Origin of the sequence: Chromobacterium haemolyticum DSM 19808 (assembly GCF_000711885.1) — a bacterium.
GTDB lineage: Bacteria > Pseudomonadota > Gammaproteobacteria > Burkholderiales > Chromobacteriaceae > Chromobacterium > Chromobacterium haemolyticum.
The window spans coordinates 77,060-97,694 of sequence record NZ_JONK01000006.1; the positions used below are offsets into that span (position 1 = coordinate 77,060).

19 protein-coding genes are annotated in these 20,635 nt (G+C 65.2%); 10 read left to right on the forward strand and 9 right to left on the reverse strand.

Going from position 1 to position 20,635, the window contains the following annotated elements; translation table 11 throughout:
* The first annotated feature begins 4 nt into the window (after nucleotides 1–4).
* The 5 genes from secF to BR71_RS05595 all read left to right on the forward strand — a co-directional run bounded on the left by secF (nucleotide 5) and on the right by BR71_RS05595 (nucleotide 7,333).
* A complete protein-coding gene (secF, locus tag BR71_RS05575; protein WP_043633823.1) occupies nucleotides 5–940 on the forward strand; it encodes a protein translocase subunit SecF in 936 nt (311 codons plus the stop codon).
* 82 nt (nucleotides 941–1,022) lie between these two features.
* Nucleotides 1,023–1,667, forward strand: coding sequence for a DedA family protein (locus BR71_RS05580; protein ID WP_043633826.1), 645 nt, complete (start codon nucleotides 1,023–1,025; stop codon nucleotides 1,665–1,667).
* 201 nt (nucleotides 1,668–1,868) lie between these two features.
* Complete coding sequence (gene mutL, locus BR71_RS05585) at nucleotides 1,869–3,770, forward strand: DNA mismatch repair endonuclease MutL (protein ID WP_043634376.1); 1,902 nt, start codon at nucleotides 1,869–1,871, stop codon at nucleotides 3,768–3,770.
* Between the two features lie 3 nt (nucleotides 3,771–3,773).
* The gene (locus BR71_RS05590) at nucleotides 3,774–4,595 is read left to right on the forward strand and encodes an MBL fold metallo-hydrolase (protein WP_043633829.1); all 822 of its coding nucleotides are present in this window, start codon (nucleotides 3,774–3,776) and stop codon (nucleotides 4,593–4,595) included.
* A gap of 356 nt (nucleotides 4,596–4,951) precedes the next feature.
* A complete protein-coding gene (locus BR71_RS05595; RefSeq protein ID WP_043633832.1) occupies nucleotides 4,952–7,333 on the forward strand; it encodes a glycosyl hydrolase family 18 protein in 2,382 nt (793 codons plus the stop codon).
* Here BR71_RS05595 and BR71_RS05600 read toward each other — a convergent pair.
* The gene (locus tag BR71_RS05600; protein ID WP_043633835.1) at nucleotides 7,321–7,524 is read right to left on the reverse strand and encodes a hypothetical protein; all 204 of its coding nucleotides are present in this window, start codon (nucleotides 7,522–7,524) and stop codon (nucleotides 7,321–7,323) included. The two genes, BR71_RS05595 and BR71_RS05600, sit on opposite strands and share 13 nt — an antisense overlap.
* 89 nt (nucleotides 7,525–7,613) lie before the next feature.
* Between BR71_RS05600 and sgrR the strand changes: the two genes are divergently transcribed.
* The 4 genes from sgrR (at nucleotide 7,614) to BR71_RS05620 (ending at nucleotide 11,622) form a co-directional block, all read left to right on the forward strand.
* The gene (gene sgrR / locus BR71_RS05605; RefSeq protein ID WP_043633838.1) at nucleotides 7,614–9,296 is read left to right on the forward strand and encodes an HTH-type transcriptional regulator SgrR; all 1,683 of its coding nucleotides are present in this window, start codon (nucleotides 7,614–7,616) and stop codon (nucleotides 9,294–9,296) included.
* A gap of 105 nt (nucleotides 9,297–9,401) precedes the next feature.
* Nucleotides 9,402–9,947, forward strand: coding sequence for a MarR family winged helix-turn-helix transcriptional regulator (locus BR71_RS05610; protein ID WP_052370359.1), 546 nt, complete (start codon nucleotides 9,402–9,404; stop codon nucleotides 9,945–9,947).
* The gene (locus BR71_RS05615) at nucleotides 9,944–11,158 is read left to right on the forward strand and encodes a cyanate transporter (protein ID WP_043633841.1); all 1,215 of its coding nucleotides are present in this window, start codon (nucleotides 9,944–9,946) and stop codon (nucleotides 11,156–11,158) included. Before BR71_RS05610 ends, BR71_RS05615 begins: the two co-directional genes overlap by 4 nt.
* A gap of 47 nt (nucleotides 11,159–11,205) precedes the next feature.
* Complete coding sequence (locus BR71_RS05620) at nucleotides 11,206–11,622, forward strand: RidA family protein (RefSeq protein WP_043633842.1); 417 nt, start codon at nucleotides 11,206–11,208, stop codon at nucleotides 11,620–11,622.
* A gap of 55 nt (nucleotides 11,623–11,677) precedes the next feature.
* Here BR71_RS05620 and BR71_RS05625 read toward each other — a convergent pair whose 3' ends face one another.
* From BR71_RS05625 to BR71_RS05660, 8 genes are all read right to left on the reverse strand, one after another.
* On the reverse strand, nucleotides 11,678–13,150 hold the full coding sequence (locus tag BR71_RS05625) for an FAD-binding oxidoreductase (protein ID WP_081862563.1): 1,473 nt from the start codon (nucleotides 13,148–13,150) through the stop codon (nucleotides 11,678–11,680).
* 63 nt (nucleotides 13,151–13,213) lie between these two features.
* Nucleotides 13,214–14,488, reverse strand: coding sequence for a flagella assembly protein FlgT middle domain-containing protein (locus BR71_RS05630; RefSeq protein ID WP_244269593.1), 1,275 nt, complete (start codon nucleotides 14,486–14,488; stop codon nucleotides 13,214–13,216).
* On the reverse strand, nucleotides 14,485–15,126 hold the full coding sequence (locus tag BR71_RS05635; protein ID WP_043633845.1) for an LPP20 family lipoprotein: 642 nt from the start codon (nucleotides 15,124–15,126) through the stop codon (nucleotides 14,485–14,487). Before BR71_RS05635 ends, BR71_RS05630 begins: the two co-directional genes overlap by 4 nt.
* A gap of 109 nt (nucleotides 15,127–15,235) precedes the next feature.
* A complete protein-coding gene (locus BR71_RS05640) occupies nucleotides 15,236–16,153 on the reverse strand; it encodes a GlxA family transcriptional regulator (protein WP_043633849.1) in 918 nt (305 codons plus the stop codon).
* Nucleotides 16,143–17,051 carry an EamA family transporter gene (locus tag BR71_RS05645; protein ID WP_043633852.1) on the reverse strand — a complete coding sequence of 303 codons (909 nt, stop codon included), beginning with the start codon at nucleotides 17,049–17,051 and terminating at the stop codon, nucleotides 16,143–16,145. The genes BR71_RS05640 and BR71_RS05645 overlap by 11 nt, the downstream gene beginning before the upstream one ends.
* A complete protein-coding gene (locus tag BR71_RS05650) occupies nucleotides 17,038–17,256 on the reverse strand; it encodes a DUF1737 domain-containing protein (RefSeq protein WP_043633856.1) in 219 nt (72 codons plus the stop codon). Before BR71_RS05650 ends, BR71_RS05645 begins: the two co-directional genes overlap by 14 nt.
* A gap of 250 nt (nucleotides 17,257–17,506) precedes the next feature.
* Nucleotides 17,507–18,058 carry an isochorismatase family protein gene (locus BR71_RS05655; RefSeq protein ID WP_043633859.1) on the reverse strand — a complete coding sequence of 184 codons (552 nt, stop codon included), beginning with the start codon at nucleotides 18,056–18,058 and terminating at the stop codon, nucleotides 17,507–17,509.
* A 70-nt stretch (nucleotides 18,059–18,128) separates the two neighbouring features.
* Nucleotides 18,129–18,836: a LysE family translocator gene (locus BR71_RS05660; RefSeq protein WP_081862572.1), complete on the reverse strand. Its 708-nt coding sequence runs from the start codon at nucleotides 18,834–18,836 to the stop codon at nucleotides 18,129–18,131.
* A 232-nt stretch (nucleotides 18,837–19,068) separates the two neighbouring features.
* Here BR71_RS05660 and BR71_RS05665 point away from each other — a divergent pair, with 232 nt between their 5' ends.
* A complete protein-coding gene (locus tag BR71_RS05665; RefSeq protein WP_043633861.1) occupies nucleotides 19,069–20,517 on the forward strand; it encodes an aminotransferase-like domain-containing protein in 1,449 nt (482 codons plus the stop codon).
* Nucleotides 20,518–20,635: the final 118 nt, after the last annotated feature.

The window sequence follows — 20,635 nt, forward strand, 5'->3', positions numbered from 1 at the left end:
GGACATGGAGCTTTTCCGCATCAAACGGGACATCCCGTTCATGAGCTACGGCCGGCTCACCACGACCATTTCGCTGGTGACCTTCATCCTGGCCGTGTTCTTTCTGGCCACCCGCGGCCTGAACTACAGCGTGGAGTTCACCGGCGGCACCGTGCTGGAAGTGCAGTACCAGCAGTCCGCCGACCTGGGCGCCATCCGCGACAAAGTGGACGAGCTGAAGCTGGGCGAATCCACAGTGCAGAGCCTGGGCAGCAGCCGGGATGTGATGATACGCCTGCCCAACAAGCCGGGCGTCACTTCCGCCCAGCTGTCTGAAAAAGTGATGGGCATGCTCAAGGCCAGCGACAGCGCCGTGCAGCTGCGCAAAGTGGACTTCGTGGGCCCCAGCGTGGGCGAGGAACTGGTGACTCATGGCCTGACCGCCACCATCCTGGTGTGCGTGGGCATCATGATCTACCTGGCCATTCGCTTTGAGTGGCGCTTCGCCATCGCGGCCATCATCGCCAACATGCACGACGTGGTGATCATCCTGGGTTGCTTCGCCTTCTTCCGCTGGGAGTTTTCGCTGACCGTGCTGGCCGGCATCCTGGCGGTGCTGGGTTACTCGGTCAACGAATCGGTGGTGGTGTTCGACCGGATTCGCGAGAACTTCCGCAAACCGGGCATGAAGGGCCATAGCGTGGCCGAGGTCATCGACAACGCCATCACCGCCACGATGAGCCGCACCATCATCACCCACTTCTCCACCGAGATGATGGTGGTGTCCATGCTGCTGTTCGGCGGCCCGGCGCTGCACGGCTTCGCCATGGCGCTGACCATCGGCATCGTGTTCGGCATTTACTCGTCGGTGCTGGTGGCCAGCCCGATCGCCCTGTGGCTGGGCGTGAAACGCGAGCACATGATCAAGCCGGTGAAACCAAAAGAAGAAGCGGTCGTCTGATCACTTCTCCAAACGCTGGCCGGCTTGTCCGGCCAGTTTTACATTTAACCCGAGCAGCACCCTTACCGAGCGCAACGACATCATGGAAGCCATCACTTTTCTGATCGACTTCATCCTGCACATCGACACTCATCTGACCCAGCTGGTGGCCGCCTACGGCCTCTGGATCTACGCCATTCTGTTCCTGATCGTGTTCTGCGAAACCGGGCTGGTGGTCACCCCCTTCCTGCCCGGCGACTCCCTGCTGTTCGTCGCCGGCGCGCTGGCCGCCATGGGCCAGATGAACCCGCACTTGCTGGTGCTGCTCCTGATTGTCGCCGCCATCCTTGGCGACGCAACCAATTACGCCATCGGCCGCAATGTCGGCATGAAGCTGTTCGATAAATTCCCGCGCATCCTGAAGCCGCAATATCTGGACCGAACCCACGCCTTCTACGAGCGCCACGGCGGCAAGACCATCATCTTCGCCCGCTTCGTGCCCATCGTGCGCACCTTCGCGCCCTTCGTCGCCGGGATCGGCAAGATGCACTACCCGCAGTTCCTGCGCTACAACGTGGTGGGCGCCATCGCCTGGGTGGTTGGCTTCACTTACGCCGGCTATTTCTTCGGCAACCTGCCCTTTGTTCGCAAAAACCTGGAATTACTGATCTTCGGCATCATCCTGGTTTCCTTCCTGCCGGGGCTGATTGAAATCTGGCGCCACAAGCGCGCGGCCGCCCGCGGCTGATCCGTAGTAGAATCGACAAGGCCGCCCAAGACCTGTTCAAAGCCTCGCGAGACAAGGTGAAAACGGCTGAAGAAGCGGAGTGTACAGACGGTACATGAGTATTCTGAAGACGATTTCAACGCCGTATCGCCAACGCGCAGCAGACACTGAACAGGCTCTTCTCGCGGCCTTTTGCTTTGACATCACGCCCACATGCCGCTCATGAAACGCATCCAACGCCTGCCCGACCACCTCGTCAACCAAATCGCCGCCGGCGAAGTGGTGGAACGCCCCGCTTCCGCGCTCAAGGAAATACTAGAAAACAGCCTGGACGCGGGCGCCTCCAAGATCACAGTGGACCTGGCCCAGGGCGGCATCAAGCTGCTGCGCGTCACAGACAACGGCAGCGGCATCGCGGCGGAAGACTTGGCGCTGGCGCTGGACCGCCACGCCACCAGCAAGATCGCCTCGCTGGACGATCTGGAAAACGTCTCCACGCTGGGTTTTCGCGGAGAGGGTCTCGCCAGCATCGCCTCGGTGTCGCGGCTGACCCTGGTCAGCCGGCCGCCGGACGCGGAACACGCTCATCAAGTCATCGCCATCGACGGCGCGCTGCACCCGGTGGAGCCTGCGGCCCACTCGCCCGGCACCAGCGTGGAAGTGGTGGATATCTATTTCAACACTCCGGCCCGGCGCAAATTCCTGAAAAGCGAGAATACCGAATACGCGCATTGCGAAGCCGTTTTCGAACGCATCGCACTGGCGCATCCGCACGTTGAATTCATGTTGCGTCACAACGGCAAGGTCATCTGGCGCCTGCCGGCGCAAAGCCTGGCCGAACGCGTGGCCGCGATGCTGGGCAAGGACTTCGTCGCCGCCGCCATCGAGATCGACACCGCCGCCGGTCCGTTGACGCTCAGCGGCTTCGTCGCCTCTCCCACTTATTCCAAGGCCAGCCGCGACGCCCAGTACTTCTACGTCAACGGCCGTTTCGTCCGCGACAAGACCGCGCTGCACGCGCTGCGTCAGGCCTATCGCGACGTGCTGCACCACGAGCGCCACCCCGCTTACGCGCTATTCCTGACCATGGAGCCGTCCGGCGTCGACGTCAACGTGCACCCGACCAAAATCGAGGTGCGCTTCCGCGAATCGCAGGCCATCCACCAATTCCTGTTCCACAGCGTGCACAAGGCCTTGGCCAGCACCACCGCCGGCGCCGCGCCTACCGTTCAGATCGCCAACGCGGATAACGAAGCGGCGGCCGCTCCCGCGCTGACCCAGGGCGAGTCCGCGCCGCTGTTCGACAAATCATTCAGCCGCCCCGCCGCACCGCCTTCCGGCGGCTCCTCGCCCCAAACCGGCTTCCGCTACCAGCAGCAAGCGATGCCGCTGCACGTGGCCAGGGAGGCCACCGGCATCTACGACAAGCTGTTCGGCGGTCTTCGCGAGGAAGAGCGCGCCCAGACCGCCGCGCCGGCGCCCGTGGAATACAGCCTGCCGCCGCAGCGCGTGGCCGCGCTGCCGCAAAGCGCGGACGGCATTCCGCCGTTGGGCTTCGCGCTGGCGCAGCTACACGGCGTCTACATCCTCAGCCAGTGCGAAGACGGGCTGATTCTGGTGGATATGCACGCCGCCCACGAGCGCATCGTCTACGAACAACTAAAAACCGCGCTGGAAGCCGACACCATTCCAATGCAGCCCTTGCTGCTGCCGGTATCCTTCGCCGCCGATCGCATGGAAGTGGCGACCGCCCACGAACACGGCGAGGAAATGAAGCGGCTGGGCATCGAACTGGCGCCGCTGTCTCCCACCCAGATCGCCGTGCGCGGCGTGCCGGTGTGGCTGAAGGACGGCAACCCGGTGGATCTGGCTCGCGCGGTGCTGAAGGACGTGCGCGAATTCGGCCTCAGCCAGGTGCTGACCGAGCGCCGCAACGAACTCTTGGCCACCATGGCCTGCCACGGCGCGGTGCGCGCCAACCGACAGCTGACGCTGCCGGAGATGAACGCGCTGCTGCGCGACATGGAAGCCACTGAACGCTCCGGCCAGTGCAACCACGGCCGCCCCACCTGGACCCGGCTGTCCATGCGCGAGCTGGACAAACTGTTCATGCGCGGCCAATAAACGATGCGCGTCACCGTTCTGGCGGAAAACCACAGCCTGCGGCCGGACCTGATCGCCGAACCCGGCCTGGCGCTGCTGATCGAGGACGGCGAAGAGCGCATCCTGTTCGATACCGGCCGCAGCGACGCGCTGCTGTACAACGCCAGCCAACTGGGCGTCGATCTCGCCACGCTGAGCCGGGTAGTGCTCTCCCACGGCCATTACGACCATAGCGGCGGCCTGCCGGCGCTAAGCCGGCTGCTGCGCGAACGCGCGGCGCCGCCGCTCCCGCTGCTGGCCCACCCCGAGGCCTTCCGAGCGCGCGAAGCGCGGCTGGGGCCAATCACGCTGCGCAAGCTGGGCGCGCCGCTTGCCGCCGCCGAACTGGAAACCAGCTTCGAGCTGCAACTGCACGCCCAGCCTCACGCCTTCGCCGACCGCTATGTCTTCCTCGGTCAGATTCCGCGGCTGCGCCACGCCGAAGGGCGCGGCACCCTGGGCCGGCTAATCGACGCGCGCGGCCACCGGCCGGACCCGGTGGCCGATGATTCGGCACTGGCCTATCGCGGAAAGCAAGGTCTGATCATCTTCAGCGGCTGCGCTCATTCCGGCATCCGCCACATCGTCGACTACGCGCGCGAAGTGTGCGCCGAACCCCGCGTCCACGCGGTGATAGGCGGCTTCCACCTGCGCAGTGCCAACCCATGGCGCGTCTGGCAGACCCGCCGCTACTTTCAGCAATTGGCGCCGGACCGCTTGTTCGCCTGCCACTGCACCGGCTACGCCCGTCATGCGCTGACGCGCCAGCATCCCATCGCCGCCGGCAGTCAACTGAATTTCGACTAAACCTGTTTCGACAATTCCTGCCGCGAAAAAACGACAGTTCGCTCGCCTCGCTACTATTCACGGCCAAGGTGCCGCATTGCAGCATTCCGCCCGCCGCGCCTCCTCTCTCCCAAGCCCCCAAACAGCGTAAGCGCCGCCCAGCCGGGCTTTGGCCGGTTGGGAAATTCGCTCCCGCTCTGGCACTAGCAAACAGCCGCGTAAATACACCTGAAAAAAAGAACAGGTGTGTGCTTAGTCCCTCCATGCACATGCTTAGACCCAATACCACTTACATACAACTTTAATACAACTTAAATACAAGTCGGCGCTTCCCGCCGGCCTTTCGCCCCCGCCTTTTTCCAAGAAGGAGATGGACTGTGAGCAAAGCCTTACTGCTGCTGAAAACCGGCCTGGCCGGCACCGCCGTGGCCGGCGCCGCGCTGCTGGCCGCCCAGCACGCCCCCACCGCCGCCAAAGCGCCGGCCTCCGCCGCGCGCGACAGCCTGATCAGAACCGCGGCCGCCAGCTGCGCGGACCCAGCCTGGAGCTCCGGATCGATCTACACCGGCGGCCAGCGCGTCAGCTACCAGGGCCAGACCTGGGAGGCCAAATGGTGGACTCAGGGCAACACGCCCGCAGCCGGCGACGCCAGCCCGTGGAAGCTGATAGGCCAGTGCGACGGCGGAGGCGGAAACCCGACCGAACCGCCGCTGGTGCAAGTGCCGCCGCCCACCGGCAACGCGCTGTGCCGGCCGGAAGGCCTGGCGCGCACCGACGGCGTGGACGTGCCGTATTGCGCGGTGTACCAAAAAGGGGGCGCCGAACAACTGGCCAACGGCAGCCGCAAGCGTCTGATCGGCTACTTCACCAGCTGGCGCACCGGCAAGAACGGCCAGCCCGCCTATCTCGCCAGCGACATCCCCTGGAGCAAGCTCACCCACATCAACTACGCCTTCGCCCACGTGGACGGCAACAACCGCCTGTCGGTCGGCGAGAACAATCCCGGCAACCCGGCCACCGACATGAGTTGGCCGGGCGTGCCCGGCGCTGAGATGGACGCCAGCCTGCCCTATAAGGGCCACTTCAACCTGCTGACCCAGTACAAGCGCAAATATCCGGGCGTCAAAACCCTGGTTTCGGTGGGCGGCTGGGCCGAAACCGGCGGCTACTTCGGCGCGGACGGCAAACGGGTCAACAGCGGCGGCTTCTACAGCATGACCATCAACGCCGACGGCAGCGTCAACCAATCCGGCATCGACGCCTTCGCCGACTCCGCCGTTGCCTTCCTGCGCAAATACGGCTTCGACGGCGTGGACATCGACTTCGAATACCCAACCTCGATGAACGACGCCGGCAACCCGCTGGACTGGAGCGTGGCCAACGCCCGCCGCGGCTCGCTGAACAAAGGATTCAACGCGCTGACGCGAACGCTGCGCGAACGGCTGGACCGCGCCGCCGCCCAGGATGGCCGCTACTACCAGCTCACGGCCGCGGTACCGGCATCCGGCTATCTGCTGCGCGGCATGGAAGCCTTCCAAAGCCTGCGCAACTTCGACTTCGTCAACGTGATGTCCTATGACCTGCACGGCGCCTGGAACGAGTTCGTCGGCCCCAACGCCGCGCTCTACGATGATGGCAAGGATGCCGAACTGGCACGCTGGAGCGTGTACACCACCGCGCAATACGGCGGCATCGGCTACCTGAACACCGACTGGTCCTACCACTACTACCGCGGCGGCCTGCCGGCGGCGCGCGTCAATATCGGCGTGCCCTACTACACCCGCGGCTGGAAAAACGTCAACGGCGGCAGCAATGGACTGTGGGGCACTTCAGTGGGCGGCAACTGCCCGACCGGGCTGAAAACCTGCGGCGACGGCGCAGTGGGCATAGACAATCTGTGGCACGACCTGGACGAACAAGGCCGTGAAGTGGGCGCTGGCTCCAACCCGATGTGGCACGCCAAAAACCTGGAGAAAAACCAGGCCGGCAGCTATCTGTCCGCCTATCTGGACCCGAGCAAGCCGGAAAACCAGCTCAACGGCAGCTACCAGCGCTTCTACAACGACACTCTGAGCGCGCCGTGGCTATGGAACGCCGGCAAGAAGGTATTCCTGTCCACCGAGGATGAACAATCCATCGCCAAGAAAGCCGCCTGGGTCGACGCCAACAACGTCGGCGGCGTGATGTTCTGGGAACTGGCCGGCGACTACGACTGGAAACAGGACCGCAACGGCGGCAAGGGCGAGTACTTCATCGGCACCACGCTGACCAGCCTGCTGTACAACGCCTTCAGCAAACCGGCCGCCGTCAGCGTCAAACCCGCCGCCGCCGCGCCTACAGCCACCGTGGCGATCGACGTGGGCTTCTCGCTTGACGGTTTCGCGCTGGGCGACAGCAATTATCCGATCAACCCCAAGCTGACCATCACCAACCGCTCCGGCAGCAGCCTGCCTGGCGGCACTGAGTTCCAGTTCGACGTGCCCACCTCGGCGCCGTCCAATTTCGCTGACCAGTCCGGCTTTGGGCTCAAGGTGATCAGCGTCGGACACAGCGGCAACAATATCGGCGGCCTGAAGGGCGACGCTCATCGAGTCTCGGTCAAGCTGCCGTCGTGGCAAACGCTGGCCCCGGGTCAGAGCGTCAGCCTGGCCGTGGTCTACTATCTGCCGATCTCCGGTCCGCGCAACTTCAGCGTGACCCTGGCCGGCAAGACCTACGCCATCCGCGATGAGGCGCCCTACCTGCCTTACTTACGCTGAACTCCCTCGTTCTCCTCAGTACCTTCCAAGCCGGGTTCGCCCGGCTTTTTTTCTGCGCCGTCTTCCGTCGGCAGTTGCCATTGCATCAGCTCGTTCAAGCTGGCCAGCGCCGCTTGCGGCGTCAGGCCGAGCACCGGCTTTTTGCCGTCGAGAAAGCGTCGATAAAACAATAAGATCTGTTCGGTTTTCATCGCTGTGGACTCCCGCTGTGGATGCGAGTATTGTCGGCGCAATATGAGGCAATAAAAATTGCTGACTTTGAATCAGGAAACTTCCTCTTATGTCCGCGCGGCTCGCCCAGCAATACCAAAAACTCCACCGCCATTTCGCCGGCCAGACCGAGGCCGTCTCGCTGCAGCAGCTGGCGGATCTGCTGTTCTGCACCCGCCGACACATGCGCAGCCTGCTGCAACAGATGCAGGCTCAAGGCTGGATAGCATGGCAAGCGCGGGCCGGCCGAGGCATGCGCTCGCGGCTGAGCTTTCTGCAAGCTCCGGAGCAGCTGCAACGGGAACGCGCCGCGCAACTGCTGGAGCAAGGCAAGGTGGAACAGGCGGTGGACCTGCTGGGCGACGACCGCGACGAACTGGCGCCCTTGCTGCTGGCGCGGCTGGGCAAACGCTGGAGCCAGGACCGCCAGGTCCTGGGCGTGCCCTACTACCGGCCGTTGCCCAATCTCTACCCCGGCACGCCGCTGCGCCGCTCGGAACGCCATCTGGTTGGGCAGATTTTCAACGGCCTAACCCGGATAAACGAGGAAAAAGGGGAAGTGGAAGGCGATCTCGCCCATCACTGGAACCAGCACAGTCCGCTGGAATGGCATTTTCACCTGCGCCCGGCGGTACGCTGGCATGACGGCGTCGAACTCGGCGTCGCCGATGTCCAGGCCTCGCTGCTGCGGCTGCGCGCGCAGCCGCTGTTTTCCCACCTGGCCGCGGTGCGGCCGCTGTCGCCGCGCAGCCTGGCGCTGGAATTGAGCGAGCCCGACCAGTGGCTGCCCTGGCTGCTGGCCGACAGCGCCGCTCTGATCTTGCCCGCCGACCACGCCTCGCGCGCCGACTTCGCCTCCCGCCCGGTGGGCACCGGCCCCTATCGCGTGGCCGCCAATACCCGCCACCAGCTATGCCTGCAAGCCTTCGACGACTACTTCGGCTACCGCGCGCTGCTGGACCAAGTGGATATCTGGATGATGCCGGAGCTGGGCGAGCAGTTGGAGCACGGCGACGGCCAAGTCTGCGGCCTGGAAGTGCGTATCAACCCGCGCGAGCCCAGCGTGCAAACCGAGATGGCGCTGGAGTCCGGCGTGTATTTCTTGCTTGCCGACAGCCGCTCGCCCCTCATGCGCGATACGGCGCTACGCGACTGGCTGGCCCAAACGCTGACCCCGTTGGCCGTCATGCACGAAACCGCGCCGGCGGTGCGCCAGTACTGGGCCCCGGCCGCGGGCTTGCTTCCCAACTGGCACCACGCCCAGCCCCCCCTGAACCTGCAGCCGCCGGCGGGGCTGAGCATGCTGCGGCTGGCCTATTACGAACAGCATCCGGAGTATCAATTGATCGCTGCCGCGATGGCTCGCTGTCTTCTGAGCCACGGCGTGGCGTTGGAGTGCCGCGCGCTGCCTTACGCCGACTGGGAACAGGGGCAGGCCGAGGCCGACTTATGGCTGGGTTCGGTCAACTTCGCCACCCGGCCGGAATACTCTGTGGCCGCCTGGGTGCTGGGCACTCCGCTGCTGCGCCGTTGTCTGGAGCCGGCGCTACCGCTAACGCAATGGCGCCAAGGCTGGCGCCAGGGCCTGTTTCACGCTCAGGACCTGTCCGCCGCCGTGGTCCAACAACGCTGGATGCTGCCGCTGTTTCACAACTGGCTGCGCCTGCAGGGCCCGGCCCAGATGCAGGGCGTGCGCCTCAACAGCCTGGGATGGTTCGATTTCAAATCCGCCTGGCTGCACCCGGACAGCTGAAACGGAGGATGACAACGACGCTTCATGCATCCATATAATTTCATATAAAGTTACTTGATGTGAAATATCTTCCCAGGAATACATATCCATGACATAATCGCCGCCATGGACAAAATCGACACCATTATTTCCCAGTGGCGACGCGAGCGCCCCGACCTCGATAGCGCCAGCATAGGCATCATTGGCCGGCTGGCGCGGCTGGTCACTCATGTCGAACGGGCGCTGGCCGACAACTTCGCCCGCTTCGGGCTCAAGGACGGCGAATTCGACGTGCTGGCCACGCTGCGCCGCGCCGGCGCGCCCTATCAGCTCTCCCCCACCATGCTGTACACCACGCTGTTGCTGACCTCAGGCGCGATCAGCAAGCGGCTGGACCGGCTGGAAAACGCCGGCTGGGTGGAGCGCCTTCCCGACCCCAACGACCGACGCGGCATGCTGATCCGATTGAGTCCGGCCGGGCTGGAACTGATAGAGCAGGCGATGAGCGCCCACATCGCCACCCAGGAAGCCGCGCTGTCCGCGCTGGCCGAGCCGCAACGCGAGCAACTGGCCGCGCTGCTGAGCCAATGGCTGCAAAGTTTTCCAGGAGAAGCACAAGCCGAGCCCAAGCTCATGCCTAGCCTCGCCCCCACCGAAAGAAAAACCTCATGAAGCAAGACACTCCCGTTCAGCGCCCGCTATGGCTGGCGCTGTCCATCATCCTGGTGGGCCTCAACCTGCGCCCCGCCCTCGCCGCCATCGGTCCGCTGCTGGATCAGTTGCGCCACGCCACCGGCATGAGCTTCAGCGATGCCTCCCTGCTCACTACGCTGCCGGTGGCCACCATGGGCGCCGGCGCCTTTTTGGGGAGTTGGCTGGAACGCCGCGCCGGCGCGCGCCAGGGGGTGGTCATCGCCCTGCTGCTCATCCTCTTGTCCAGCGCGCTGCGCTGGCTGCCCGCCAGCTTCGGCGCGTTGTTGGCCACCGCCTTGATGGCCGGCATCGGCATCGCGCTGGCCCAGGCTTTGATTCCCGGTTTCATCAAGCAGCATTTCCCGCATAAGGTCTCCGCGTTGATGGGCTTCTACATCACCGCCATCATGGGCGGCGCCTCGCTGGCCGCCGCTGGCGCGCCGTGGCTGGCCACGCATAGCGCGCACTGGCGGAACGGGCTGGCCGCCTGGGCCGCGCTGGCCGTGCTGGCGCTGCCCTGCTGGCTGCTGAGCGCGCCGCGCGGCATTCCCGGCGGCGGCTCCGCCGCCCGAGCGCCGCAATTCAGCCAGATTCCGCGCGCCTGGCTGCTGGCCTTCTATTTCGGCATCGGCACCGCCGTGTACGCCAGCTCGCTGGCGTGGTTGCCCGCCTTATTCGTGCAATTGGGATGGAGCCAGCAGCAAGGCGGCCTGATGCTCAGCTTCATGACCGGCATGGAAGTGGTGTCAGGCTTGACCATTCCGCTGCTGTCGGCGCGCAGCCATGACATGCGCGGCTGGCTGACTCTGGTGCTGCTGGCGGTGCTGGCCGGCCTGCTGGGCATGGTGCTAGCGCCGCACGGCGGCCTGCTGTTGCTGTGGGTGGCGCTGCTGGGCCTGGGCGTGGGCGGCCTGTTCCCGCTGACCATGATCCTGACGCTGCACCACTATGAAGACGCGCGCAACGCCGGCCAGCTGTCGGCTTTCGTGCAGGGGATCGGCTATCTGATCGCCGCGGTGGCGCCGTTCGCCGCAGGTTGGATCCGCGATGCCACCTCCAGCTTCAACCTGGCCTGGCTGTGCCTGGCGCTGTTGATCGCCGGCCTGCTGGTGCTGACCCGCCGCTTTGCGCCGCAGGGCTACGCCGAGGCGATGCAAGCCCCCGCCGCCGTCGCCGCGCAAACCCGCTAACCCCAGGGCGGCGCTGCGCCGCCCGGCAAACCAGCAGGAGAAAACCGATGAGCAACGCAATCCCCTTCAGCCTGAGCAATCCCGCCGGCCTCTACGACCCGGCGCCCAACGGCTATTCCCATCTGGCCATCGTCAACCCCGGCAGCCGCATGTTGCTGGTGGCCGGCCAGGGCGGCGAAAACGCCGCCGGCGAGCTGGCAGACGGCTTCGAGGCGCAAGTGCGCCAAGCCTTGGCCAATCTGCGCACCGCGTTGGCCGCCGGCGGCGCCGATCTCGCCCACGTCGCCAAGCTGACGGTATTGATCGTCGATCACAGCGAGGCGCGGCTGCACGCCTTCGGCGCGCTGTTAAGCGCCGCCTGGGGCGCGCTGCCAACGCCGACCTGCACCCTGATCCCGGTGCCGCGGCTGGCCTTGGACGGCATGCTGTTCGAAATCGAGGCCACCGCCTTCCTGCCCGCTTGAGGCGAAGCCAACCCGTCATGAACTTGTTCAAGCGCAGCAGGCTTTAAACCGGCGATTAGACCATCAGATATTGATTCCACAGCTGATTGCGGAAACGGCTGGCCGGATCCAATACCCGCTTCAGTGCCAACAACTTTCCGGCGTCGGGATAGGCCTGGTGGAATTGCTCGCGGCTGGCATGCAGCTGATAAGGCAGGTAATAGCTGCCGCCCTGAGCCAGCGCGGCGTCTATCAATTGGCGGGTCCATTGCCCCACTTGGCGCCGCGCGGCTTCGTCCTTGCCTTGTCGGTAATACAGCACCAGCGAGAACACCTCCTGCCGCGCCCAGGCCAATACGGTGCCAGCGTCCGCCGGTGAATGCCGAATCGACACATTGAGTGCGGCCACCTTGTGCGTTTCCAGAATCGTCGCCATCGCGGCGACAAAATGCTCCAACTTAGCCACCGGGACAAAGTACTCCTGCAACACGAAGCTGTGCTCAGCATCCGCGATGCGGCCCAGCGAGGCCACATCCAGGCTGGCCTCCCTGTTGCGCCAGAGCACGGCGGCGCGGGCGAAGCGCAACGGATCCGCGATCTTCTTGCGCAAGACTGGCCCGCCAGGCAATTCTGCCCAGGCACGGATCGCGCCCTCTTGCAGCCAATAGCGCTGTCCTTGAGGCGTTAGCCGGCGGCTATCCGTCAGCGATTTATCACTCACGCGCCAAGTCACTGCGGTCGCCATCTGGAAATAAGGCGGCGCCAGATCGGCGTTGTGCATCACCGCACGGCTGTCAGCGCGAACATGCTTGAAGAAGAAATCGCGGTAGTCATCCAGACTCATGCGATTGACCTGCCGCTCCAACCGCTGGTTGTCCGTCAGTTCCAGCTCTACTTCGCAGATCACGCCTAGCGCGCCATAAGCGCCTATCGCCGCAAAAAACACCTCCGGCCGCTGTTGGCGGCTGGCCGACAGCAAACTGCCGTCGGCCAACGCGATCACGATGGAGCGCACCGCGTTCACCAGCGGCCCCAGGCCGACGTAACGGCCGTGGGCGTTCACCGACAATGAACCGCCAATGCTGAAGTTGGCATAGCTCTGCATGATTTTCACAGCCAACCCATGCGGGTCTATCCATTGCTGCAGCTCACGCCAGCTCATGCCGGCCTGAACCCGCGCCAAGCGCAAGCGCGGCTCCAGGCTGAGTAGGCGATTGAAGCGTCGCATGTCCAGATGCAAACTACCCGGACTGGCTATCTGCCCGCCCATGCTGAAGCGGCCACCGCCTATCGACACCGGGCCGGGCCACTGCCGCAGCGCTTGCTGAATGTCTGCATTGCTGCGCGGCGTCGCCACTTGCGTCACAGCCACCGGATTCATGCCGGTGATATCGTTGACCACTTCACCGGTGGCTGTCGCCCCCCAGGAGAGCAGCGGCTGGCATAGCGGTGCCGCCGCACTCAACAGCCCGGCTTTGAGCAGGGCGCGGCGCAGCAGATCGACAGTGGAGGCAGGAACGGGACGGGGAGTAAAGGGAGATCTCGGCATGCGCGGCAGTCTACGGCCAGCCCGATGTCATGACAAGCCGGCGCGACACGCGCCGGGTCCGCGTCAACGCCGCGGCATGAAGCGCACGTAGTCCCCTTCGCTCACCTTGCCCTGCGACTGCACCGCGCCGACGGCGAAATTAGGCTGCACTTGACTGATGATGACATCGCCGGCCAAGGTCTCCGGTACGCCCAGCTCGCGCCCGGAGATCAGATCCCGCACCGGTTGCGCGCTCTTGCGCTGGTAGACCAGGAATTTGTCGCCGACCGCAACGCCGTCCAGCGAGCCGGCGTTGATATACACCTGACGCGCGTCGACCAGTTTGACGATGCGGGCGGAGAACGGAATGCACGAGATCACGTCTCCAATCCGGCTCACCGCCTGATCCAGCGCCCGGTTCACCGCCTGGCCGTAATCGCTCTGCCAGAACGCCGCCGAGGCAAACGGCCGCGGCGGATTGGGCGTCACGTCGCCCTTGGCCAGTTCCGACACCCGGTCTCTGGCCAGCAGCGCGCCGGTCAGCGCGTCGTAAACCCAGACTTCGGCGTCGAACTGGCGCTCAGTGGGCACGTACTTGACCCCGCCGCCAAACAGGCCGGCGAACGGCCCGTTGTAGAAGGTTCCCTGCTGACTGGTGTTATTGGACTCGTAGAGGGATTTGCGCAGCCCCTTGGCGGTGGCGCCGGTGGCGAGCACCCGCCCGGCCACCACGAACTGTGCGTCTTCGGATTGGCCGATGCGTCGAGCGATCTCCGCGCCGGCGGCCGGTTCGGCCACGCGCGAATCCGGCAGCACCGACACTGTGTTGGCGTCCAGCAGGCTGTACATGCGGTTGGCGCCCAGACGCCGCGACAGCTCGGTGGGCAGCCCGGTGGCCAGCTCCGGCATGTCGGACGCCTCCGCCGGCCGGTCCACCTGGAAATAAGTGGTGACGATCTTGCGACGCAGGCTGCGGCCCGGCGGCATCGCGCAAGCGGGCTCCTTGCCGCGCGCGGCGCCGGAGGGCTTGCCGGTGTCCACCTCCACCAATACATGGTAGAGCTTGCCCTGCTGGAATTCCTGCGTCACCTTGACCGCGCCCTGCGCCGGCGCCAACGGCGTCAGCGAGCCGGACTCGCTGCTTTTACCGTAATCCAGCCCCTGCGAAGCCTCTACTCGCGCGCCCTGGCGCAGCGCCACCATCTTGAGCGCGTCCTGCAACGCCTGCTCGCGCGCGGCGGCGACGCCGTTGTCCAGCGAAGCCACCCCTTCGGCGCGCATGATCTCGGCGCCGGCCGGACAAACAAAAGCCGCCGCAAGCGCGGCGGCCAACAGGGTACGGAAACGAAACCGCATCATTGAGCCATGTAGTAGTTGCTGTTGTAGCGCGCCGCGCCGCAATTGCCCTCGGCGCACTGCAGGCCGGACGTGGCGTTTTCCTGCGAAGCCTTCATCACGCTGCCGGTCTTGTCCAGCGCTTGGCGGAACTGCTTGTAGAAATCCTGATCCAGCGTGATTTCGGCTACGGCCTCGCTGGTGCCGTCCGGCTTCATGCTGTTGGAAACGATGTTCACCCCGCGCAGGTAGGCATCCACGTAAGTGCGGAAGCTGTCGCTGTTGGCGATCATGTTCGATACCGAGCTGTTGCCCACCAGCTTCATGCCCTGTACCTGTTCGGCGATGGCTCGGAAGGCATCCAGCCGGGCGGCGCGCAGGGCCAGCAGTTTGCGCTGCGACGGCGTCAGGCTGGAGGTGTACGGCGCCGCGCCGCTGCCCACCACCCGCACCACGATGGGCTGATAGGGGTTCACCTCCTTGACCACCACCTTGGGGGCCTCGGTTTCAATGCCCGGGCCGACGAAACCGACGCCGCTCGGCGTCATTCCCGCGGCGGCTCGCGGCGCTTCGGCGGCCTGCGGCGAACGCTCGGCGGTGGCGCAGGCGGACAAGCCCAGCAAGACGGACAGAAAGCAGGCAATACTGGGAATCGTTTTCATGGCAAATACCGTTGGATGTTGCTGGAATTATGAAGCGATCTAAGCGAACGTCAACCGCAACATCGGCATTCCTATGCAAAACTTGAATAAAAACAAAATCCCGATCGCGTCAGCAAGCGCCTACGCCGGCCCGGTTCAACTGCCGCGCCGAGGAAAACCCGGCAGCCAGCGCGGCCTTCTCCTTGGACAGCCCGGCGCCGCGCCATTGACTGGCCAGCGCCAGCCGCAGCCCGGTGTGATAGTCGTGCACCGATACGCCGGCGTGCTCGCGGAACAAGCGCGACAAATGCCTGGCGCTGACGTGCACCTGGCCGGCCAAGTCCTCCACCCTCCAGGCGCGGGCCGGATCAGCGGCGATCAAATCCTGTGCCTTGTGCACCGCCGGGTGCAAATGGTTGCGGTGCGTCAGCCACGGCGACAACTCAGGGTCGCCGGCGGAACGGCGGAAATACACCACCATGTGGCGCGCCACATCGCGCGCCAACGACGGCCCGGCGAGCTGCGCGATCAGTTGCAGAGCCAAGTCCACGCCGGCGGTGATGCCGGCGCTGCTGCTGATCGGCCCGTCCTGCACGAATACGCGGTTCTGCTGCACCCTGGCCTGCGGCGCGAGTTGCTGCAAACGCTGCAGCAGAGTGTGGTGAGTGGTGCACTGACGGCCGTCCAGCAAACCGGCTTCCGCCGTCAGCAGGCTGCCGGAGCAAATGCTGGCCACGCGCTGGCGGCTGGGGTCCACCTTGCGACGCAGCCAACGCACGATCTCTCGCGCCTCTGGCCGCGCGTAAGCATCGATCGAATGGGCGGCGCCGCTGATCACCACCAGCGCCTCGTCGGGCAGAACCTCAGGCAATGGCGAGGCGCCCTCAAGGCTCAGGCCCAGCGAGGTGGGCACGCCGGATACCGGCGCGATGAAGTGTGATCGAAACGACGCCCCCAGTTGCGCGGCGATGCGGAAAGCGTCGGCCGGGCCGGCCAGATCCACCAGCAGCAGATTGGGCGGCAACACGAAAAAGATATCAAGCGCCACGCGTCGCCTCCCCCCCGCGCAAGCGCGCCAGCCAGCGCGCGCCGAACACGTTGACCGCCAAGCCGGCCAGCAGCAACAAGCTGCCGGCGGCTTGCAGCGCGCTCAAGCGCTCGTCCAGCAACACACCGGACGCCAACACGCCCACCACCGGCACCAGCAGCGAAAACGGCGCCACCTTGCCGGCCGGGTGGCGCGACAGCAATCGGCTCCACAAGCCGTAACCGAACAAAGTGGCGACAAAGGCCAGATAGGCCACCGCGAACCAGGCCTGCGGCGTGAAATGCCCCAGAGCGGCGGCGATGCGCTCGCCCCCCTCCAGCCACCAGGACAGCAGGAAGAACGGAATCGGCGGCACCAGGCTGGACCACACCACCAGTCCCAACGGCTGCACGCGGTAGCCGGCGCGGCCCATCTGCCGCACCACCACATTGGACAGCGCCCAGCTGAAGGCGGCGGCGATGGTCAGCCCCAGACCCACCGCCGTCATGCTGCCGCCCTTGCTCAGGCCGATCAGCGCCAAACCGCACAGGGCCAGCAGCAAGCCGGCCATCTGGCTGGCCTGCCAACGCTCGCGCAGCCACAAGCCGGCCAGGATCAAGGTGAAGAAAGCCTGTGATTGCAGCACCACCGAGGCCAGGCCGGCCGGCATGCCCAGCTTGATGGCGGTGAACAGGCAGGCGAACTGGCCGACGCCCACGCACAGACCGTAAAGCAACAGATAGCGCCACGGCAGCGACGGCCTGCGGACGAAGAACACAGCCGGCACCGCGGCCAGGCAGAAGCGCAGGCCGCCCAGCAACAAGGGCGGCACATCGGACACGCCCCATTTGATCACCACGAAGTTGACGCCCCACACCAGCACGATGGCCAGCGCCTGCAGCAAATCACTCCACGGCATCGTCGTCTCCTTGCGCCAACGCACCCGGCCACACCACCGCCTGAGCGACGATGACGCGCTCGCCGTTGAAGGTTGCCGCCGGCGAACCGTGCAGCCGGTACCCCAAAGCCAGCGCCTCGCTGACGCGACGGCAGAAGCCGGCGTCGTCCGGGCCGGTCAGCAAACGATAGGCCGGCATGTCGTCGGGCGGAAGGATGGACCGCATGCAATTCTCCCATGGCTGCGCGGCGGGCCCCGCCCGCCGCATTCATTTTGTATCTCGCCTCACACTAAGAGCCTGTTCACGATCTCGCGAGCAAGAGCGAGACAAGGCGAAAACAGCTGAGAAAGCGGAGTGTACACACGGTACATGAGCATTTCGAAGCTGTTTTTAACGCCGTATGCCAACGCGCAGCAGATCGTAAACAGGTTCTAACATCAGATAGTTGCAATGGCGATGGTCAAATACCCTCTATTCAGCGCGCCAGCTTGGCCAGCGCCTGTTCCACGCTGACAATGTCGGCGAAACGGCCGGCCAGCACCAGTTCGGTCTTGGCGCGAATCTCCGCCGGGCTGAAAACCTGGCCGCTATGCGGATGAGTCATCGCAAACGTCAACGTGGCCTCGGTGACGAAGTCCACTTCGTAGCCCAGGTCGGACGCCACCCGGGTGGTGGTTTCGCAGCATTGCTCGGTGCGGATGCCGGACACGATCAAACGCTGGATGCCGTGGCGAATAAGCCAGGGCTGCAAGCCGGAATCCGTCAAAGCGTTGTGCACGTGTTTGACGAAGGTGGCGGCCGGACGGTGACGCAGCCACTCCAGCGGCCGCACCAGGCCGGACGCGGCGGAAAAGGCCTCGTCTCCGTCTTCGTGCAGAATGTTGATCACCGGCGCGCCAAGCGCCTCCGCGCCGGCGATCAATTGTTGCAGTTTGTCCTGAAAAGCCGAGACCTCGTCCTCGTTCCAATACGGGCGGTGGCGGAATGACTCTTGTGCGTCAATCACCAACAAGGCGGTTTTCTTCATGGTGGTTTCTCCCTCGCGTCCAAGCTGGACGCTGTTGAACACAGCCCGAATGCTACGGACTCGCGCGCCTTTATTTAACGCTGATTACGGACAAGCCACTGTCAAATACGGACATCGTGCCCACCGCTTGCGGAGCCGCCGGCGCGGCCGCGATCTCGGCGGCCCTGGCCGGACCGTGCGGCTGGAACTCGTCGTACAGCAACCACAGCGCGGTGGCGGCCATCAATACCCCCATGCTCAGATTAAAACCCAACAAGGCGCGCGGGCTGGCGAGCCAAGCGCGCAAACGTTCGCCGGCCCAGGCCCAGACGCCGATGCACGGCAGGTTGACCACGGCGAACACCGCCGCCAGCATGGCCGCGCCCAGCCAGCGCTGACCGTCCGCAGCCGGCATGAACAGGATGGCGGCGTTGATCACCATCACCCAGGCCTTGGGGTTCAACCATTGAAACAGCGCCGCGCCGACAAAGCCCAGCGGCTGCGCCGCCGCGCCCGCCTCAGGTTGGCCGGCGCGGGCGATCTTCCAGGACAGCCACAATAGATAGGCGCACCCCATCAAGGCCAGCGGCAAGCGCGCGGCCTGGATGCCGTCCAGCAACAGCGACAACAGGCTGCCCACCAGGAACACTTGGAAGGCGCAACCCAGGCTGATGCCCAGCATGTGCGGAATGGTGCGGCGAAAACCGAAATTGACCCCGGACGCGGTCAACATCAGATTATTGGGGCCGGGGGTGATGGACATCACCGCTACGTAGGACAATAGGGCGAATTCAGGCATGGCGGGCTTCTCTTTCACTTGCTCCGCGCCGTCCATCGACGCGGCATGGCGATACAAGGGGCCAACGCGGCCCCGTTTTCCCAATCCATGCTACGCAGCGGCTCGCAACGCCAACAGCCGCAGCTGTCACCTTTCGCAGTGGTGACAGCGCGGCATTTCCTCAAACTGTCACCATCGCCTATCATGGGTACTGTGTCTGTCTACCGTCGCCCAAGCGCGGCAAGCTGTCCTCATGGAACCCATTGTCGCCCCCCAAGCCCCCACGCTGTATCAGCAACTGGCCGACGATCTGTCGCTGGCCATCAAGCGCGGCACGCTGCCGCCCGGCGCCAAATTGCCGTCGGTGCGGCGCACCTCGCAAAGCCGCCAGCTCAGCCTGAACACCGTGGTGGCCGCCTACCGGGTGCTGGAAGATCGCGGCTTGATCGAGGCCCGGCCGCAATCCGGCTACTACGTGCGGGCGCGGCTGCCGTCGCCGGCTCGGCCGGCGGCCACCCTAAGCAGCCCGGCCGCGCCCACCCGCCCACAGGTCCTGGGCCTGATCGACACCGTGCTGGAGGCGCAGCAGAACGAGGACTACATCGACCTGGCGCTGGCCTGTCCGCATGGAGGAGACTTCTATCCCGGCAGCAAACTGGGCCGGCTGATGGGGCAGATACTGCGCCGCCAGCCCGGCATGGTCAGCCGTTACGCGCTGCCGCCGGGCTCCTTGCGGCTGCGCACCCAGATCGCGCGCCGCGGCCTGGAACTGGGCATGACCCTGCAGGCTCAGGACATCGTGCTCACCCACGGCTGCATGGAAGCGCTGCAATTGGCGCTGCGCGCGGTCACCCGGCCCGGCGACACCGTGGGGCTGGAATCGCCCACCTACTTCAACCTGCTGCCGCTCATCGCCAGCCTGGGTCTGAAAACAGTGGAAATTCCCACCGATCCGCAAACCGGCCTGTCCATCGACGCGGTGGAGCTCTTGCTGGCGGAAAAACGCATCAACGCGCTAGTGGCAATGCCCAATGTGCACAATCCGCTGGGCGCGACCATGCCGCTGGAAGCCAAGAAGCGGCTGGCGCGGCTGATCACTCGCCACCAGGTGCCGCTGATCGAGGACGCCTTGTACGCCGAGCTGCAGTTCGGCGACACCCTGGCGCCGGCGGTCAAGGCCTTCGACGACGAAGGCTGGGTCATCGTCTGCTCCAGCTACACCAAGACGCTGGCGCCGGATTTCCGCATCGGCTGGATGGAAGGGGGCCGTTTCGGTCACACGCTGCGCCAGCTCAAGTTCGCCTCCTCCGTGGCGGAGCCGGCGGTGCTGGCGGAAACCCTGGGCGCCTTCCTGGAGTCCGGCGGCTACGACCATCATCTGCGCGCGCTGAAGCGGCGCTACGCCGCCCACGTGGAGAAGGTGCGCGGCATGATCGCGCGCCACTTCCCGGCCGGCACTCACGCCACGGCGCCTTCCGGCGGCTTTCTGATCTGGGTGGAGCTGCCCGAGGACATCGACGCGGTGGCGCTGTTCCACGCCGCCATCGCGGAGAAAATCAGCATCATGCCCGGCCCGCTGTACTCCCCCAGCGGCCGCTATCCCAACGCCCTGCGGCTGTCCTGCTGCTATCCGCTGGACGAACGCTATCTGGCCGCGCTGGCGCGCGTCGGCGTTCTGGCAGGCCAGCTCCGGCGTTCATAACCCCCGTCGGCAACGCCTCTGCGCGTCGGGCTCGGGCATGCCCGCGCTCCGTCACGCGCGACGACATGCCTAAAGGCGCCCGAGGGTTTTTATGAATGACTCATATTGCTATTAAGTA

Bases quoted from the DNA above. Each gene is read 5' to 3' on its own strand.
- secF (WP_043633823.1), top strand. From the start codon at position 5: ATGGAGCTTTTCCGCATCAAACGGGACATCCCGTTCATGAGCTACGGC.
- BR71_RS05580 (WP_043633826.1), top strand. From the start codon at position 1,023: ATGGAAGCCATCACTTTTCTGATCGACTTCATCCTGCACATCGACACT.
- mutL (WP_043634376.1), top strand. From the start codon at position 1,869: ATGAAACGCATCCAACGCCTGCCCGACCACCTCGTCAACCAAATCGCC.
- BR71_RS05590 (WP_043633829.1), top strand. From the start codon at position 3,774: ATGCGCGTCACCGTTCTGGCGGAAAACCACAGCCTGCGGCCGGACCTG.
- BR71_RS05600 (WP_043633835.1), bottom strand. From the start codon at position 7,524: ATGAAAACCGAACAGATCTTATTGTTTTATCGACGCTTTCTCGACGGC.
- sgrR (WP_043633838.1), top strand. From the start codon at position 7,614: ATGTCCGCGCGGCTCGCCCAGCAATACCAAAAACTCCACCGCCATTTC.
- BR71_RS05610 (WP_052370359.1), top strand. From the start codon at position 9,402: ATGGACAAAATCGACACCATTATTTCCCAGTGGCGACGCGAGCGCCCC.
- BR71_RS05615 (WP_043633841.1), top strand. From the start codon at position 9,944: ATGAAGCAAGACACTCCCGTTCAGCGCCCGCTATGGCTGGCGCTGTCC.
- BR71_RS05620 (WP_043633842.1), top strand. From the start codon at position 11,206: ATGAGCAACGCAATCCCCTTCAGCCTGAGCAATCCCGCCGGCCTCTAC.
- BR71_RS05625 (WP_081862563.1), bottom strand. From the start codon at position 13,150: ATGCCGAGATCTCCCTTTACTCCCCGTCCCGTTCCTGCCTCCACTGTC.
- BR71_RS05630 (WP_244269593.1), bottom strand. From the start codon at position 14,488: ATGATGCGGTTTCGTTTCCGTACCCTGTTGGCCGCCGCGCTTGCGGCG.
- BR71_RS05635 (WP_043633845.1), bottom strand. From the start codon at position 15,126: ATGAAAACGATTCCCAGTATTGCCTGCTTTCTGTCCGTCTTGCTGGGC.
- BR71_RS05645 (WP_043633852.1), bottom strand. From the start codon at position 17,051: ATGCCGTGGAGTGATTTGCTGCAGGCGCTGGCCATCGTGCTGGTGTGG.
- BR71_RS05650 (WP_043633856.1), bottom strand. From the start codon at position 17,256: ATGCGGTCCATCCTTCCGCCCGACGACATGCCGGCCTATCGTTTGCTG.
- BR71_RS05655 (WP_043633859.1), bottom strand. From the start codon at position 18,058: ATGAAGAAAACCGCCTTGTTGGTGATTGACGCACAAGAGTCATTCCGC.
- BR71_RS05660 (WP_081862572.1), bottom strand. From the start codon at position 18,836: ATGCCTGAATTCGCCCTATTGTCCTACGTAGCGGTGATGTCCATCACC.
- BR71_RS05665 (WP_043633861.1), top strand. From the start codon at position 19,069: ATGGAACCCATTGTCGCCCCCCAAGCCCCCACGCTGTATCAGCAACTG.